Genomic DNA, 16,211 nt, shown 5'->3' on the forward strand with positions numbered 1-16,211 from the left:
TGTTTTCTTATCCACAAGTTGTGGATAACTTTGTGAACAAGAGAAAGAGATATGAGATGATGACAATAATAAAACCACATGGACCATTACCAAGTCAGGCCCAGCTAGCTTATTTAGAGGATGAACTAGCTGCCTTTATCCATTTTGGCCCCAATACCTTTTATGACCAAGAATGGGGAAGTGGGCAAGAGGATCCCAAGTGTTTTAACCCGACCAAGTTAGATGCGCGTGAATGGGTTCGGGTACTCAAAGAAACAGGTTTTAAAAAACTGATTTTGGTGATCAAGCACCATGATGGTTTTGTCCTCTACCCGACAGCTTATACAGACTATTCGGTCAAGGCTAGCCCTTGGAGGGGTGGAAAGGGGGACTTGCTCTTTGAGGTTTCCAAAGCTGCGACTGAGTTTGACATGGACATGGGAGTGTATTTGTCTCCTTGGGATGCTCACAGTCCCCTCTATCACGTGGACCGAGAAGCGGACTACAATGCCTACTATCTGGCGCAATTGAAGGAAATCTTGTCAAATCCTGCCTATGGCAATGCTGGGAAGTTCGCTGAGGTATGGATGGATGGTGCTCGAGGCGAAGGGGCCCAGAAGGTCAACTATGAGTTTGAGACTTGGTTTGAAACCATTCGTGACTTGCAGGGCGATTGTTTGATTTTCTCAACTGAAGGGATCAGTATCCGCTGGATTGGAAATGAACGAGGCTATGCAGGGGACCCCTTGTGGCAAAAAGTCAAACCAAATCAGTTGGGGACTGAGGCGGAATTAGATTACCTGCAGCACGGAGACCCCTCTGGGACGCTGTTTTCAATCGGTGAGGTAGATGTTTCTCTTCGGCCGGGCTGGTTTTACCATGAGGATCAGGACCCCAAGTCTCTCGAGGAATTGGTCGAAATCTACTTTCACTCGGTGGGTCGGGGTACACCTCTCTTACTCAATATTCCGCCAAACCAAGATGGAGTCTTTGACGAAAAGGATATCCGGCGACTGTATGAATTTGCTGCCTACCGTGACACACTCTATAGGGAAGATTTAGCTCTGGGAGCCAAGGTATCTGGCCCTGCTCTATCACCAGACTATGCCTGTCATCATCTGACAGATGGGCTAGAGACCAGTTCATGGGCAAGTGATGCAGAGTTGCCAATCCAATTAGAGCTCGATTTAGGATCACCTAAAACTTTTGATGTGATTGAGTTAAGAGAAGATTTGAAGCTGGGGCAACGCATCGCTGCTTTTCATGTTCAGGTAGAGTTGGATGGTGTCTGGCAGGAGTTTGGGTCTGGTTATACTGTTGGCTACAAACGTCTCTTACGAGGATCAGTCGTTGAGGTTCAGAAGATACGCGTGACCATTACAGAGGCACAGGCTTTGCCTTTGTTAACCAAGATTTCACTCTATAAAACACCTACCTTGTCGAAAAAAGAAACTGTTCAGCAACTAGAGTTCTCAGAAAAAAGTCTGGCTGTGACCAAGGGAGAAAATGTCCACTTTACAGTGAAGCGAAGAGAATCTAGCAGTCCTTTGGAAGCTAAGATTTCGATTCAACCAGGGACGGGTGTGCATGGTGTCGTTTATCGGGACGAGATTCAAGTCCTTGCGTTTCAAGTTGGCGAGACTGAAAAAAAGCTAACGCTACCAACCTTGTATTTTGCAGGAGATAAAACCTTGGACTTTTATCTGAATTTGACGGTAGATGGGCAGCTTGTTGACCAACTTCAGGTCCAAGTTTCATAAAAGAAGAACCTTTGCGCGATGCAAAGGTTCTTTTGGTTAGGAGTGATTTGGTAGCCAGCTGAGGGTGAAGGTCAGTTGCTCAGCTTTCAAGAGGTCTTGGTGTTGAATGCTAGATACTATGGTCTTGTCCAATCGGCATTCTTTGACAAAGTTGAAATGGCTGTGGTTTTGCTCGGCATGGATATCCAGCCATTTATTTTCCTTAGCTAGGTAGATACGGAGATGGTCAAAGAGAGGGATTCCGAGATCGTAACTTGGTTTGCCCGGACAGGTCGGGTAGAATCCAAGAGCTGACCAGATGTACCAAGCAGAGAGACTGCCATTATCCTCATCGCCAGGATAGGCTTGCCAGCTTGGGTGAAAGGCTTTCTGACTTATCGATTTGATGAGTAGAGCAGTGTAGTCAGGGTAGTCACTGTAGCGGAAGAGATAAGGGATGTGGAAACTAGGTTGGTTGGAAATAGCCATTTGCCCAAAAGGAGCTGTAGCCATCTCGCTCATCTCGTGAATCTCATAACCATAGCCAGTCGTTTCAAAGAGAGGAGCACCCTGACAGGCTTTCAGAAGGTAGCGGCTGAAGGCTTCTTTTCCGCCCATAAGCTGGATTAAGCCTGGGATGTCGTGGAGGACGCCTAAGGTCGCTTGAATGGCAGAGCATTCGGCGTAGTCGCGTCCCCAACTATAAGGAGAGAAGTCGGGGCGGAAGTTGCCTTGGCTATCTCGCGCACGCATGTAGCCCGTCGCAGTGTCAAATAGATGGTGGTAATTTTGTGACGAAGTTCTATAAGTTTTCGCGATGTCATTCTGACCTAGTTTTTCGGCACAGCTGGAGATACAAAAATCACTATAGGTATAGTCTAGGGTATGGCTGATGCTTTCGTGGTGGTCGGTAGAGAGGTAGCCCAGTTCTTGGTATTGGGCTAGTCCGTGGCGGCCATTGATGCCGAGAGGGTCGGACTTAGTGGCTGTCTCCAGCATGGCTTGAAGGAGTTCTTTTTCTAGGTCGGGGGCCATGTCCTTGCAGGCGCTGTCTGCGATAATGCCATCTAAAAGGGTACCAGGCATCATACCCCGTTCGTCTGGAGCTAGCCATTTTGGAAGGAATCCAGTATCGTGGTAGCTATTGAGAAAGCCTTCTAAAAAGAGACGATAGTGTTCCGGTATGACAAGGGCAAAGAGGGGGAAGGTGGTGCGGAAGGTATCCCAGAAGCCATTGTTGCTAAAGAGGACACCGGGCTTGACAGTACCAGTAGCCAGATCCATGTGGATGGCTTGCCCTGATTCATCAACCTCATAAAAAGTCTGCGGGAAGAGGAAGAGTCTGTAAAGGCAGTGGTCAAAGAAGGTTCGGTCAGCCTCTCCTGTCTCGATAACGTCAAAACGGTGGAGAAGGTTTTCCCATTCCGCTTGGGCACTTGCTTTACAGCTGTCAAAGTCCTTTTGAGGTAGATTAAGCAGAGCTTGAGATGGAGAGATGAAAGAAGTTGCTAGCTGGATTTCAGCATGACTATCTGTCAGGTCAATTCGCCAGTCTCCGCTTTCTTGGCTGACAGCAAGAATATCCGTATTTATTTGTAGGGCAGTAAACAGTATCAGAGGATTTTTATTGGTCTCAGTTTTGCCTTCTTGTCTTAGTGCAAGAGTTCGCTTACCTATTTGTTCTACTGTCAGTTCATCTGCTGCGTGAAGATAGAGGGAGAGGACTTTGCCTTGCTTTTGCTCTAGACGAATAGAAGCGCCATAGCAAGTCGGTGTCAGTTGGCTTTCAATCTGAAAGCGCAGGGAGAAAATCTTCAGATAATGAGGTTGGAAAGAGGCCTTATCCATATCATAGGAGGATTGACGGTGAAAGAGGCTGTCACCCCCAAGCTGGCCTGTGACAGGTGTCAGAAGGAGCCAAGAGTAGTCGCCAATCCAAGGACTGGGCTGGTGGGTTAATCGAATCCCTTGAAAGGTGGGCAGATGCGGATCGAAAAACCAAGCTCCCTCCTGATCGCTGGTCTGGGGCACAAAATAATTCATCCCAAAAGGAACGCCCGTGTAAGGCAGGGTATTTCCTCGAGAAAAGGCATGCTTGCTAGCAGTCCCAAATCGGGTATCGATGGTTTCAAGTAGTGGTTTCATAGTATTTCCTTTAGCTGTTTTTCTACATTATATCAGAAAAATGAGACCTTTAGATATGGGGTTCGAAAGTAAGCAATTTTGTAGAAAAATGACTATCATTTGTGTATGTATTTTCTGTCTCAAAAACTATATACTGAACATGAAACTTGTTTGAAAGAGGAAATTGCACGATGATTTATTCGAAAGAAATTGTTAGAGAATGGCTGGACGAAGTAGCAGAGCGGGCTAAGGACCATCCGGAGTGGGTAGATGTCTTCGAGCGTTGCTATACAGACACCTTGGACAATACAGTTGAAATCTTAGAAGATGGCTCAACTTTTGTCTTAACTGGGGATATTCCTGCCATGTGGCTTCGGGATTCGACAGCACAACTTAGACCCTACCTGCATGTGGCAAAAAAAGATCCTCTCTTGCGTCAGACCATTGCAGGTTTGGTTAAGCGTCAGATGACCTTGATTCTCAAGGATCCTTATGCCAATTCCTTTAATATTGAGGAGAACTGGAAGGGGCACCATGAGACTGACCACACAAACCTTAACGGCTGGATTTGGGAGCGTAAGTACGAGGTGGACTCGCTTTGCTATCCTTTGCAGTTGGCTTATCTCCTTTGGAAAGAGACTGGCGAGACCAGTCAGTTTGATGAGACTTTTGTCGCAGCGACCAAGGAAATCCTTCATCTCTGGACAGTGGAACAAGACCACAAGAATTCACCTTATCGTTTTGTCCGTGATACAGACCGCAAGGAAGATACTCTGGTAAATGATGGCTTTGGACCTGACTTTGCGGTGACAGGTATGACTTGGTCAGCCTTCCGTCCAAGTGATGACTGCTGTCAGTATAGCTATTTGATTCCGTCCAATATGTTTGCTGTAGTTGTCTTGGGTTATGTGCAAGAAATCTTTGCAGAACTAGACCTAGCTGATAGCCAAAACATCGTGGAAGACGCTAAACGCCTCCAAGCAGAGATCCAAGAAGGGATCGAAAACTATGCCTACACCACCAATAGCAAGGGTGAAAAGATTTACGCCTTTGAAGTGGATGGTCTAGGAAATGCCAGCATCATGGATGATCCAAATGTACCGAGTCTACTGGCTGCTCCATATCTTGGTTACTGTGATGTCAATGATGAAGTGTATCAAGCCACACGCCGTACCATTCTGAGCCTTGAAAATCCATACTTCTACCAGGGAGAATATGCTAGCGGCCTCGGAAGTTCTCATACCTTCTATCGCTATATCTGGCCGATTGCCCTTTCTATTCAAGGCTTGACAACAAGAGATAAGGCAGAGAAGAAACATTTGCTAAATCAGTTGGTTGCCTGCGATGGTGGGACAGGTGTTATGCACGAAAGCTTCCACGTAGACGATCCGACTCTCTACTCTCGTGAATGGTTCTCGTGGGCCAATATGATGTTCTGTGAGTTGGTCTTGGATTACTTGGATATCCGCTAATACTCTTCGAAAATCTCTTCAAACTACGTCAGCTTCGCCTTGCCGTAGATATGGTTACTGACTTCGTCAGTTCTATCTACAACCTCAAAGCAGTGCTTTGAGCAGCCTGCGGCTAGCTTCCTAGCTTGCTCTTTGATTTTCATTGAGTATAAGGAGCTCACTTTAGTTTCACCGATTCTTGTCAGAATCACACCTTCACATTTAAAACGTTAAAATTTAAGTTAGAATGAGGTTTTACTTCATGGAAAATGTTGTAGTTCATATTATCTCACATAGTCACTGGGACCGTGAGTGGTACTTACCTTTTGAAAGCCACCGTATGCAGTTGGTGGAATTATTTGACAATCTTTTTGATCTTTTTGAAAATGATTCTGAGTTCAAGAGCTTCCACTTGGATGGACAAACCATTGTCCTTGATGACTACTTGGAAATTCGTCCTGAAAATCGTGATAAAGTCCAAGGTTACATCGACCAAGGCAAGCTCAAAATTGGTCCCTTTTACATCTTGCAGGATGATTACTTGATTTCCAGTGAAGCCAATGTTCGCAATACCTTGATTGGTCAAGCAGAATGTGCAAAATGGGGCAAATCCACTCAGATTGGTTACTTCCCAGATACCTTTGGAAATATGGGACAAGCTCCTCAAATCCTTCAAAAATCAGGCATTCACGTGGCGGCCTTTGGGCGTGGTGTCAAGCCGATTGGATTTGACAACCAAGTTCTCGAAGATGAGCAGTTTACTTCCCAGTTTTCAGAAATGTACTGGCAGGGTGCGGACGGAAGTCGTGTCCTCGGTATCCTCTTTGCCAACTGGTATAGTAATGGGAATGAAATCCCAGTTGATAAGGACGAAGCCTTGGCCTTTTGGAAACAAAAATTGTCAGACGTGCGTGACTATGCTTCGACCAACCAATGGTTGATGATGAACGGATGTGATCACCAGCCTGTACAGCGAAATCTGAGTGAAGCCATTCGTGTGGCCAATGAACTCTTCCCAGATGTAACCTTTGTACATAGTTCCTTTGATGACTATGTCCATGCAGTAGAAAGTGCTTTGCCAGAGCAACTATCTACCGTTACGGGTGAGTTGACCAGTCAAGAAACAGATGGCTGGTACACACTTGCCAACACTTCTTCATCACGTATTTACCTCAAACAAGCCTTCCAAGAAAATAGCAACCTCCTAGAACAAGTAGTGGAGCCATTGACTGTCATCACTGGTGGTCACAACCATAAGGACCAGTTGACCTATGCTTGGAAAGTCCTTCTACAAAATGCGCCACATGACAGTATCTGTGGCTGTAGTGTGGACGAGGTTCACCGTGAGATGGAAACGCGTTTTGCCAAGGTCAACCAAGTTGGAAACTTTGTTAAGACCAATCTTCTCAACGAGTGGAAGGGTAAAATCGCAACCCACGAAGCCCAAAGCGACCATCTCTTTACCGTCATCAACACAGGCTTGCATGACAAGGTTGATACGGTAAGCACAGTGATTGATGTGGCGATTTGTGATTTCAAGGAATTGCACCCAACAGAAGGCTATAAGAAGATGGCAGCCTTGACCTTGCCAAACTACCGTGTCGAAGACTTAGAAGGGCATGCTGTAGAAGCGAAAATCGAAGATTTAGGAGCTAATTTTGAGTATGATTTGCCAAAAGACAAGTTCCGTCAGGCTCGTATCGCTCGACAAGTGCGTGTGACAGTGCCGGTTCATCTGGCACCACTTTCTTGGACAACCTTCCAATTGCTTGAAGGAGAACAAGAACACCGTGACGGTATTTACCAAAATGGAGTAATTGATACGCCATTTGTAACTGTCAGTGTGGATGAGAATATCACAGTCTACGACAAGACAACTCATGAAGCGTATGAGGATGTTGTTCGCTTTGAAGACCGTGGTGATATCGGAAATGAGTACATCTATTTCCAACCAAAAGGAACAGAGCCTATCTACGCCGAGCTAAAAGGCTATGAGGTCTTGGAAAATACAGCTCGTTTTGCCAAGATCTTGCTCAAGCATGAATTGACAATTCCAGTAAGTGCAGACGAAAAACTGGATGCGGAACAAAGAGGTATCATCGAGTTTATGACGCGTGAAGCTGGACGCTCAGATGAATGGACAAGCATTCTTCTTGAAACAGAGATGACTGTCTTTGTTGACAATCCTCAAATCCGCTTCAAGACTCGTTTTACTAACACAGCCAAGGACCACCGTATCCGTCTCTTGGTTAAGACTCATAATACGCGTCCAAGCAATGATTCTGAAAGCATTTATGAGGTGGTGACACGACCAAACAAACCAGCAGCTTCATGGGAAAATCCTGAAAATCCACAACACCAACAAGCCTTTGTCAGCCTTTATGATGATGAAAAGGGGGTGACGGTGGCCAATAAAGGATTGCACGAGTATGAAATCCTTGGAGACGATACCATTGCAGTGACCATCCTTCGTGCCTCAGGTGAGCTAGGTGACTGGGGTTACTTCCCAACACCAGAGGCTCAGTGCTTGCGTGAGTTTGAAGTCGAGTTTGCTCTTGAATGCCACCAAGCAGGGGAGCGCTTCTCCGCTTTCCGTCGTGCCAAAGCCTTCCAAACACCATTCACTAGTCTTCAAGTTGCTAAACAAGAAGGAAGTGTGGCAGCGACTGGAAGCCTCTTGAGTCATGCGGCGCTCAGCTTGCCACAAGTTTGCCCAACAGCCTTTAAAGTGGCGGAAAATGAAGAAGGATATGTTCTCCGTTACTACAATATGAGCCAAGAAAATGTGCGCATATCTGAACATCAACAAACCATTTTGGACTTACTTGAGCGACCATATCCAGTTCATTCAGGACTCTTAGCGCCACAAGAGATTCGCACAGAATTGATCAAAAAAGAAGAAATCTAACAGTTTTAAAGTGTTTGATAACTAATACTATGAGATAGAAAGGAGGGGCGAAAGAGTAAGGACTAACTGCTGATTCGCCCCTTTTTACGGTAAAGAACAATGACCATTGCAACCATTGATATTGGAGGGACTGGGATTAAGTTTGCCAGTCTGACTCCTGATGGAAAAATACTAGATAAGACAAGTACTCCGACGCCAGAAAGTTTGGAGCATTTACTAGCTTGGCTAGACCAACGCTTGTCAGAGCAAGATTATAAGGGCATTGCTATGAGTGTTCCAGGCGCGGTCAATCAAGAAACAGGTGTGATTGAGGGAATCAGTGCCGTACCTTACATCCATGGCTTTTCTTGGTATGAGGCTCTTTCTCATCATCAACTACCTGTCCATCTAGAAAATGATGCCAACTGTGTTGGACTTAGTGAACTGCTGGCTCACCCAGAGATTGAAAATGCAGCCTGTGTCGTTATTGGGACAGGGATTGGTGGGGCCATGATTATCAATGGCAAGCTTCACCGAGGTCGTCATGGCTTGGGGGGAGAGTTTGGCTATATGACAACCATTGCACCTGCTGAAAAACTCAACAACTGGTCGCTACTAGCATCTACAGGGAACATGGTTCGATACGTGATTGAAAAATCTGGTCAGACTGACTGGGACGGACGCAAGATTTACCAAGAGGCCGCAGCTGGCAATGCTCTTTGTCAAGAAGCTATTTTGCGCATGAACCGTAATCTGGCGCAAGGCTTGCTCAATATTCAGTATCTCATCGACCCAGATGTCATTAGTCTGGGAGGCTCTATCAGTCAAAATCCAGATTTTATCCAAGGCGTCAAAAAAGCTGTCGATGACTTCGTCGAAACCTACGAAGAATACACGGTCGCACCAGTTATCCAAGCTTGCACCTATCATGCAGATGCCAATCTCTATGGTGCCCTTGTCAACTGGCTACAGGAGGAAAACCAATGGTAAGATTTACAGGACTTAGTCCCAAACAAGCGCAAGCTATTGAAGCATTAAAAAATCACATTTTTCTGCCAGATGTGGAAGTAGCAGTCGCTCAGTCTGACCAAACGTCTATCTCGATTATAGGTCAAGGTGGACACTATCAACTAACCTATCGCAAACCTCACCAACTTTACCGCGCCTTGTCCTTGTTGTCAACAGCTCTAGGAGAAGGTGATAAGGTAGAGATTGAAGAACAAGCTGCTTACGAAGAGTTGGCCTACATGGCAGACTGTTCGCGAAATGCAGTGCTGAATGTGGCTTCTGCCAAGCAGATGATTGAGGTCTTGGCTCTCATGGGCTACTCAACATTTGAGCTTTATATGGAAGACACCTACCAGATTGAGGGGCAACCTTATTTTGGTTACTTCCGTGGAGCTTATTCGGCTGAGGAGTTACAGGAAATCGAAGCCTATGCCCAGCAGTTTGACATGACCTTTGTGCCCTGCATCCAGACCTTGGCCCACTTGTCAGCCTTTGTCAAATGGGGTGTCAAAGAAGTGCAGGAGCTCCGTGATGTAGAGGATATTCTCCTTATCGGCGAAGAAAAGGTCTATAACCTGATTGATGGCATGTTTGCCACGTTGTCTAAACTGAAGACTCGCAAGGTCAATATCGGGATGGATGAAGCCCACTTGGTTGGTTTGGGACGCTACCTGATTCTGAACGGTGTTGTGGACCGTAGTCTCCTCATGTGCCAACACTTGGAGCGCGTGCTGGATATTGCAGACAAGTATGGTTTCCACTGCCAGATGTGGAGTGATATGTTCTTTAAGCTCATGTCAGCTGATGGTCAGTACGACCGTGACGTGGAGATTCCAGAGGAAACTCGTGTCTACCTAGACCGTCTCAAAGACCGTGTGACCTTGGTTTACTGGGATTATTATCAGGATAGCGAGGAAAAATACAACCGTAATTTCCGCAACCATCACAAGATTAGCCATGACCTTGCCTTTGCAGGGGGAGCTTGGAAGTGGATCGGTTTCACACCCAACAACCATTTCAGCCGTCTCATCGCTATCGAGGCCAATAAAGCCTGTCGTGGCAATGACATCAAAGAAGTCATCGTGACGGGTTGGGGGGATAACGGTGGGGAAACAGCCCAGTTCTCTATCCTACCAAGCTTGCAAATCTGGGCAGAACTCAGCTACCGCAATGACTTAGACCGTTTGTCTACTCATTTCCAGACCAATACAGGTCTATCGGTTGAGGACTTTATGCAGATTGACCTAGCCAACCTCTTGCCAGATCTGCCAGGCAATCTCAGCGGTATCAATCCTAACCGCTATGTCTTTTATCAGGATGTTCTCTGTCCGATCCTTGACCGACACATGACACCTGAACAGGACAAACCGCACTTCGCTCAGGCCGCTGAAACGCTTGCTGAAATCAAAGAAAAAGCTGGAAACTATGCTTATCTCTTTGAAACTCAGGCCCAGTTGAACCAGATTTTAAGTAGCAAAGTCGATGTAGGACGACGCATCCGTCAGGCCTACCAAGTAAACGACAAAGAAAGCCTGAAAGAAATCGCAAGACAAGAATTGCCAAAACTTAGAAGCGAGATTGAAAACTTCCATGCCCTCTTTAGTCACCAATGGTTGAAAGAAAACAAGGTCTTTGGTTTGGATACGGTTGATATCCGTATGGGCGGACTCTTGCAACGTATCAAACGCGCAGAAAGCCGTATCGAAGCCTATCTGTCTGAGCAGATTGATCGCATCGAAGAATTAGAAGTTGAAATCCTATCATTTACTGATTTCTACGCAGACAAGGATTTCGCAGCCACAACAGCTAATCAGTGGCACACCATTGCGACAGCTTCGACGATTTATACGACTTAAAAATAAGAGTACCCTACTACTAGTCTATAAACTAACTAAAATACTTGTTTAGAAGACTTGAGAGTAGATTAGGAGATCGAAGCTCAATTTATTGAGGTAATATGATTTAACAGATGGGAAAAGAAAGAAATGCTTAGAATTCTGTCTGGATTGTTGGAGGATTAAGAAGTGGAAGATGTATTGAATGTAAAAGATGAAGAATTCGAACCAATTTTTTCTGATATAGTATATAGATATTTATCAAAGACAAATTTTCCAAAGTTTATTGTAGGAACTGGTTTATCAATGGGGTTAGGTGTTTCTGGAATGTCCGGATTGGCGCATGAATTGGAGGAAAGATTTAATAGTGATGAATACAGTTCATATTTACAAACTTGGAAACAATATGAGGGATTGGTTAGTGATAAAGGTTTGGAGTATGCATTACTTAATATTAGACCAGAAGAAGAAGGATTTGTAGAGAGTATTCGTGAAATTACAGCTGAATTTATCTTAGATTCAGACTATAAAGCAAGAAAGAATATTTTATCTAATCATTCAGGGTTTGAAAATTTAATAGGTTTTTTATCAAGAACAGTAAGTGTAAATGACAAAGTTATTGATATAATGACACCTAATTATGATTTAATTATTGAGTTGATAGTAGACAAACTAAAATTAGAATCTACTTTAGGTTTCTATGGTTCTCTGTATCAGAATTTTAACCAAGATAGGTTGAAAAACCCTCAAAGCTATTTTTCTAAAGATGAAACCATAGTTCGGTTATTTAAACCACATGGTTCTATAAATTGGATTAAACAAGGAAGTAATGTTATCCAAACTAATGATTATAGCTATTTAAAAAAAGAGAGTAAAAACATTGAAATCATTACTCCTGGGAGTATGAAGTATCAGAGGGGATTAACACATGAACTTTTTAGAATCCATCGAGAGATTTTTAATGAACTAATCACAGACAATAAAAACAAATTTTCAATTTTTATCTATGGTTACGGTTTTAATGACCAACATTTTGATACCGTTTTTGAAAATACTACAAAGGATGTTATAGTGTTAACAATGAGCATAAAAAAAGAGATTGTCGACAAAGCTCTGAACAATCGTAATTGGACATTGTTTTACAAACATATTAATCAGGAAAAACCTGGACAGGATTCGTATATGGTTTATAACCAAAAACTATATAAGATAGATAGAGATTTGTGGGATATAAATGAGTTTTCAAAAATTTTTATAGGATAAGGAATTATATATGGCTAAGATTCAAGATTGTTTAACGACTACAATTGGTACTGTTCAAATTGTAGATACAAAAAAAATAACGGTAAGTGTTGAGGAAGAAGGAATCCTCAATCATTTAAAAATTAATGATTTACTTATTTTATCTGGTAATAATGATAACGAGAAATTAATTGGCATGGTCACGAAAGTTAGTAAGAAAAGGATAGATTTTGACGAAGAAAATGATGAGAGTATCGATTATTCATATAATTTTTGTAATGTGACATTGGTCGGTACTTTTTATGTAAAACTGTCTCCTGAAAAAGAGAATATATTCAGACGGGCTGTAAATACTTATCCTGAAATAAATAGCCCTGTATATTTAGCTGATAGTGATGTTCTTTCCATAATAATGAATTCATTGGATAGTGATATTGATAATGAAGGTTTAGTCATTGGAAAATATGCTAGTAATACAACTGTTAAAGCTATATTAGATGGAAACAAGTTTTTCCAACGTCATGCTTCTATAGTTGGAAGTACTGGTAGTGGAAAATCTTTTGCAGTTGCGAATATTTTAGAAAAGACGAATGAACTAGCATATTCAAATATAATAGTTTTTGATTTACATGGCGAATACAATGAACTCTCTTATGCAAAACAAATAAAAATCAACAGCAATAATGGATTACATATCCCTCTTTGGTTTTTCAATTATGAAGAAATCCATTCGCTTTTCATTGAATCTGCTGAAGGCACTTCATCAAATCAGAGAGCCATTGTTATTAAATATATTCTAGAAAAAAAGAAAGAATACATTGCGACTAATAAAAAGTCTTTGTCTCCTGAACTTATTACTGCAGATACACCAATTCCATTTTCTGCAGTCGGGCTAAAAGAATTTCTTGAAAGCGAAAATATTAAGGAAGACGAAACTGGGGAAGTGTATAAATCAGGAGACAAAAAGGGACAAAGCAAAACTAAACAAGGGCAATTCTATGGAAAACTGACAAATCTTATTACAAGATTACAGACAAAAATAGATGATAAAAAATATAGTTTTATTTTTAATGAAAAGTCCACAAGTAAGTCAGATTATCTGAACTATTTTATATCAGAAATTATGGGTGATACTGAAAAAATAAAAGTTATTGACCTATCCGAAGTTCCGTCTGATATACTTTCCATTGTAATTGGGATTGTTACGAGGCTAGTGTATGATGTTCAATTTTGGATGACTCCTCAGACTAATGAAACAAGACACCCTTTAGCGTTTATTTGCGATGAGGCTCATCTTTATATGCCAAGGGATACTTCAAAAATGAAAGCTGTCGAAAATAAATCACTTGAAATTTTTGAGAAAATAGCTAAAGAAGGAAGAAAGTATGGTGTTTCTTTAGTTATAGTTTCTCAGAGACCAGCTGAATTGAACTCAACAATAATTTCACAATGTAGTAATATCATTAGTTTGAAAATCACAAATGATAGGGATAAGTCAGCAGTCTCTACTATGCTAACAGATTCTTTAGTTGGCTTAGTAGATGTATTACCTAATTTAGATGTTGGTGAATGTATTGTTATTGGTGATTCGATTAAGCTACCCACAAAAATCGTTTTAGATAAACCGAAGGAAGAACCTAAGAGCTCGACTATTGATTTTTGGGATAGATGGTATGACAAGAAAAATACTGTTTTTGATATCGATTCTGCCATTAATAATTTGATACAACAATCAAGATAATTTTGGCATCTTTTTGGTAGCCAAAGGGACAAAATATATTATTTTTTCAAAGAGAATATAAAAAAGATGTTGATTTATCAACATTATCCTTCATTTAAACCTTAATCTCGGAATTATGAGCAAAGCGTTTCTCGTGAAACCTATTTCTTATAAAAAACTTCTCCACATAAAATAATTTGTGGAGTTTTTTCTATAATTAGTAGTTTAACCTGACCTTCAAATAGGAGTATACTAATAATGTAATCGTTATCAAACCTAAAAATTCGATGAAATCAGTTTTTAGGAATAAAAAGGGAGGAAATTATGAAAAAGTTTTCAAAGACCTTGAGAGATAACTGGATTTTTCTCTTGATGGTTTTACCAGGGGCACTCTGGTTGATTCTATTCTTTTACATTCCAGTATTTGGGAATGTGGTCGCCTTTAAAGACTACCATATGACCAGTAATGGTTTCATAGATAGTATTGTGAATAGTAAATGGGTCGGGTTAGATAATTTCAGATTCTTGTTTAGTTCAAAAGATGCCTTTATCATCACTCGAAATACCGTTCTCTACAATCTCGGCTTTATCTTTATCGGTTTGATTGTATCAGTAGGGATTGCCATCATCCTCAGCGAGCTCCGCTCTAAGAGAATGGTTAAGATTTTCCAAACGTCTATGTTGTTCCCTTACTTCCTGTCATGGGTTATCATCAGTTTCTTTACAGATGCCTTCCTAAACATTGACAAAGGGGTTTTCAACCATTTCCTAACATCCATTGGCATGAAGGAAGTCAACTTCTACGCTGACTTAGGCATTTGGCCATACCTTCTCCTTTTCCTAGGTATTTGGAAAGGATTTGGATATAGCAGTGTCATGTACTATGCGACAATCATGGGAATTGACCCAACCTACTACGAAGCAGCAACAGTGGACGGGGCGAGCAAGTGGCAACGTATTCGCAACGTAACCATTCCTCAGTTGACTCCACTTGTGACAGTTTTGACTATCCTTGCAGTCGGAAATATCTTCCGTGCAGACTTTGGTCTCTTCTATCAAATCCCACACAATGCTGGTCAGCTTTACAATGTAACCAACGTTTTGGACGTGTATGTCTTTAATGGTTTGACTCAGACAGCAGATATCGGTATGGCTTCAGCAGCCGGTCTTTACCAATCCGTTGTCGGTTTGATTCTGGTTATCCTATCAAACTTGCTTGCAAGACGAGTCGATCCAAACTCAGCTTTGTTCTAGAAAGGAGGAGAATATGGCAGAAAAGAAAATTAAAAAAGAAAAAATCGATAATGTCGGCATTCACTCCTTCAGTAAGAAAGCAGATATCTTCTTTAGTATCATCTCTGGTTTGATCGCTCTTTCTTGTATCTTGCCCTTTATCTTCGTTATCATCATTTCGGTGACAGATGAAAAGAGCATCCTCCAGTATGGATATAGCTTTTTCCCTTCGAAGTTCGGTGTAGATGGATTCCAGTTCCTAGCTCAGTTTAAAGATAAGATCCTCCAAGCACTCTTTATCTCAGTTTTTGTAACCGTAGTCGGAACAGTGACCAACGTCTTCATTACAACCACTTATGCCTACGCCATCTCACGGACAACCTTTAAGTACCGCAGATTCTTTACGATCTTCGCTCTTCTTAGTATGTTGTTCAATGCTGGTTTGGTACCGGGCTATATCGTGGTCACTCGCCTGCTTCAACTTGGTGATACCGTTTGGGCCTTGATTGTTCCAATGCTCCTCTCACCATTCAACATCATCTTGATGCGTTCCTTCTTCAAGAAGACCATTCCAGAAGCCATTCTCGAATCTGCTCGTATCGATGGTGCCAGTGAAGCTCGGATCTTCTTCCAGATCTGTTTGCCATTGTCACTTCCAGGTATCGCAACCATCACGCTTTTGACAGCTCTTGGTTTCTGGAATGACTGGTTCAATGCTCTTCTTTACATCAAGAGTGATAACTTGTATCCACTGCAATATTTGCTCATGCAAATCCAGCAAAATATGGACTACATTGCAAAAGCAGTCGGCCTATCTGGCCAACTGGGAGTTGCTCTACCGAAAGAAACAGGTCGTATGGCCATGGTTGTTGTTGCAACCCTTCCAATCGCGATTCTGTATCCATTCTTCCAACGCTACTTTGTTAAAGGTTTGACGATCGGTGGTGTGAAAGAATAGCACTTGCTGAGAAACACCGTTTCTCTCTTCCCAAC

Annotated in this window: 10 protein-coding genes; 9 read left to right on the forward strand and 1 reads right to left on the reverse strand. The window is 42.4% G+C overall.

What is annotated here, in order from left to right; translation table 11 throughout:
* Positions 1 to 59 precede the first annotated feature (59 nt).
* Positions 60 to 1,739, forward strand: coding sequence for an alpha-L-fucosidase (locus tag FOA33_RS00465; protein WP_221161275.1), 1,680 nt, complete (start codon positions 60 to 62; stop codon positions 1,737 to 1,739).
* A gap of 36 nt (positions 1,740 to 1,775) precedes the next feature.
* Here the strand turns inward: FOA33_RS00465 and FOA33_RS00470 are convergent, their stop codons facing one another.
* Positions 1,776 to 3,863: a GH92 family glycosyl hydrolase gene (locus FOA33_RS00470; RefSeq protein WP_221160296.1), complete on the reverse strand. Its 2,088-nt coding sequence runs from the start codon at positions 3,861 to 3,863 to the stop codon at positions 1,776 to 1,778.
* 170 nt (positions 3,864 to 4,033) lie between these two features.
* Here FOA33_RS00470 and FOA33_RS00475 point away from each other — a divergent pair, with 170 nt between their 5' ends.
* The 8 genes from FOA33_RS00475 to FOA33_RS00510 all read left to right on the forward strand — a co-directional run bounded on the left by FOA33_RS00475 (position 4,034) and on the right by FOA33_RS00510 (position 16,176).
* Positions 4,034 to 5,314, forward strand: a complete 1,281-nt coding sequence (locus FOA33_RS00475; protein WP_221160297.1) for a glycoside hydrolase family 125 protein — start codon at positions 4,034 to 4,036, stop codon at positions 5,312 to 5,314.
* A gap of 241 nt (positions 5,315 to 5,555) precedes the next feature.
* On the forward strand, positions 5,556 to 8,201 hold the full coding sequence (locus FOA33_RS00480) for an alpha-mannosidase (RefSeq protein WP_221160298.1): 2,646 nt from the start codon (positions 5,556 to 5,558) through the stop codon (positions 8,199 to 8,201).
* A gap of 99 nt (positions 8,202 to 8,300) precedes the next feature.
* Positions 8,301 to 9,170, forward strand: a complete 870-nt coding sequence (locus FOA33_RS00485) for an ROK family protein (protein ID WP_221160299.1) — start codon at positions 8,301 to 8,303, stop codon at positions 9,168 to 9,170.
* On the forward strand, positions 9,164 to 11,044 hold the full coding sequence (locus FOA33_RS00490) for a beta-N-acetylhexosaminidase (RefSeq protein WP_221160300.1): 1,881 nt from the start codon (positions 9,164 to 9,166) through the stop codon (positions 11,042 to 11,044). Before FOA33_RS00485 ends, FOA33_RS00490 begins: the two co-directional genes overlap by 7 nt.
* Positions 11,045 to 11,212: 168 nt before the next feature.
* Entirely contained in the window at positions 11,213 to 12,286 is a 1,074-nt protein-coding gene (locus tag FOA33_RS00495; RefSeq protein WP_311043412.1) for an SIR2 family protein, read from the forward strand.
* Between the two features lie 10 nt (positions 12,287 to 12,296).
* Positions 12,297 to 14,006 carry an ATP-binding protein gene (locus FOA33_RS00500; RefSeq protein ID WP_221160301.1) on the forward strand — a complete coding sequence of 570 codons (1,710 nt, stop codon included), beginning with the start codon at positions 12,297 to 12,299 and terminating at the stop codon, positions 14,004 to 14,006.
* A 303-nt stretch (positions 14,007 to 14,309) separates the two neighbouring features.
* Positions 14,310 to 15,239, forward strand: a complete 930-nt coding sequence (locus tag FOA33_RS00505) for an ABC transporter permease (RefSeq protein ID WP_000714584.1) — start codon at positions 14,310 to 14,312, stop codon at positions 15,237 to 15,239.
* A gap of 13 nt (positions 15,240 to 15,252) precedes the next feature.
* Positions 15,253 to 16,176, forward strand: a complete 924-nt coding sequence (locus FOA33_RS00510; protein WP_000818344.1) for a carbohydrate ABC transporter permease — start codon at positions 15,253 to 15,255, stop codon at positions 16,174 to 16,176.
* Positions 16,177 to 16,211: the final 35 nt, after the last annotated feature.

It is taken from the genome of Streptococcus cristatus, from assembly GCF_019685515.1.
GTDB lineage: Bacteria > Bacillota > Bacilli > Lactobacillales > Streptococcaceae > Streptococcus.

What these genes read in the sequence shown, in the direction of transcription:
- FOA33_RS00490 (WP_221160300.1), top strand. Translation starts at nt 9,164, where the DNA reads ATGGTAAGATTTACAGGACTTAGTCCCAAACAAGCGCAAGCTATTGAA.
- FOA33_RS00470 (WP_221160296.1), bottom strand. Translation starts at nt 3,863, where the DNA reads ATGAAACCACTACTTGAAACCATCGATACCCGATTTGGGACTGCTAGC.
- FOA33_RS00480 (WP_221160298.1), top strand. Translation starts at nt 5,556, where the DNA reads ATGGAAAATGTTGTAGTTCATATTATCTCACATAGTCACTGGGACCGT.
- FOA33_RS00505 (WP_000714584.1), top strand. Translation starts at nt 14,310, where the DNA reads ATGAAAAAGTTTTCAAAGACCTTGAGAGATAACTGGATTTTTCTCTTG.
- FOA33_RS00465 (WP_221161275.1), top strand. Translation starts at nt 60, where the DNA reads ATGACAATAATAAAACCACATGGACCATTACCAAGTCAGGCCCAGCTA.
- FOA33_RS00510 (WP_000818344.1), top strand. Translation starts at nt 15,253, where the DNA reads ATGGCAGAAAAGAAAATTAAAAAAGAAAAAATCGATAATGTCGGCATT.
- FOA33_RS00485 (WP_221160299.1), top strand. Translation starts at nt 8,301, where the DNA reads ATGACCATTGCAACCATTGATATTGGAGGGACTGGGATTAAGTTTGCC.
- FOA33_RS00500 (WP_221160301.1), top strand. Translation starts at nt 12,297, where the DNA reads ATGGCTAAGATTCAAGATTGTTTAACGACTACAATTGGTACTGTTCAA.
- FOA33_RS00475 (WP_221160297.1), top strand. Translation starts at nt 4,034, where the DNA reads ATGATTTATTCGAAAGAAATTGTTAGAGAATGGCTGGACGAAGTAGCA.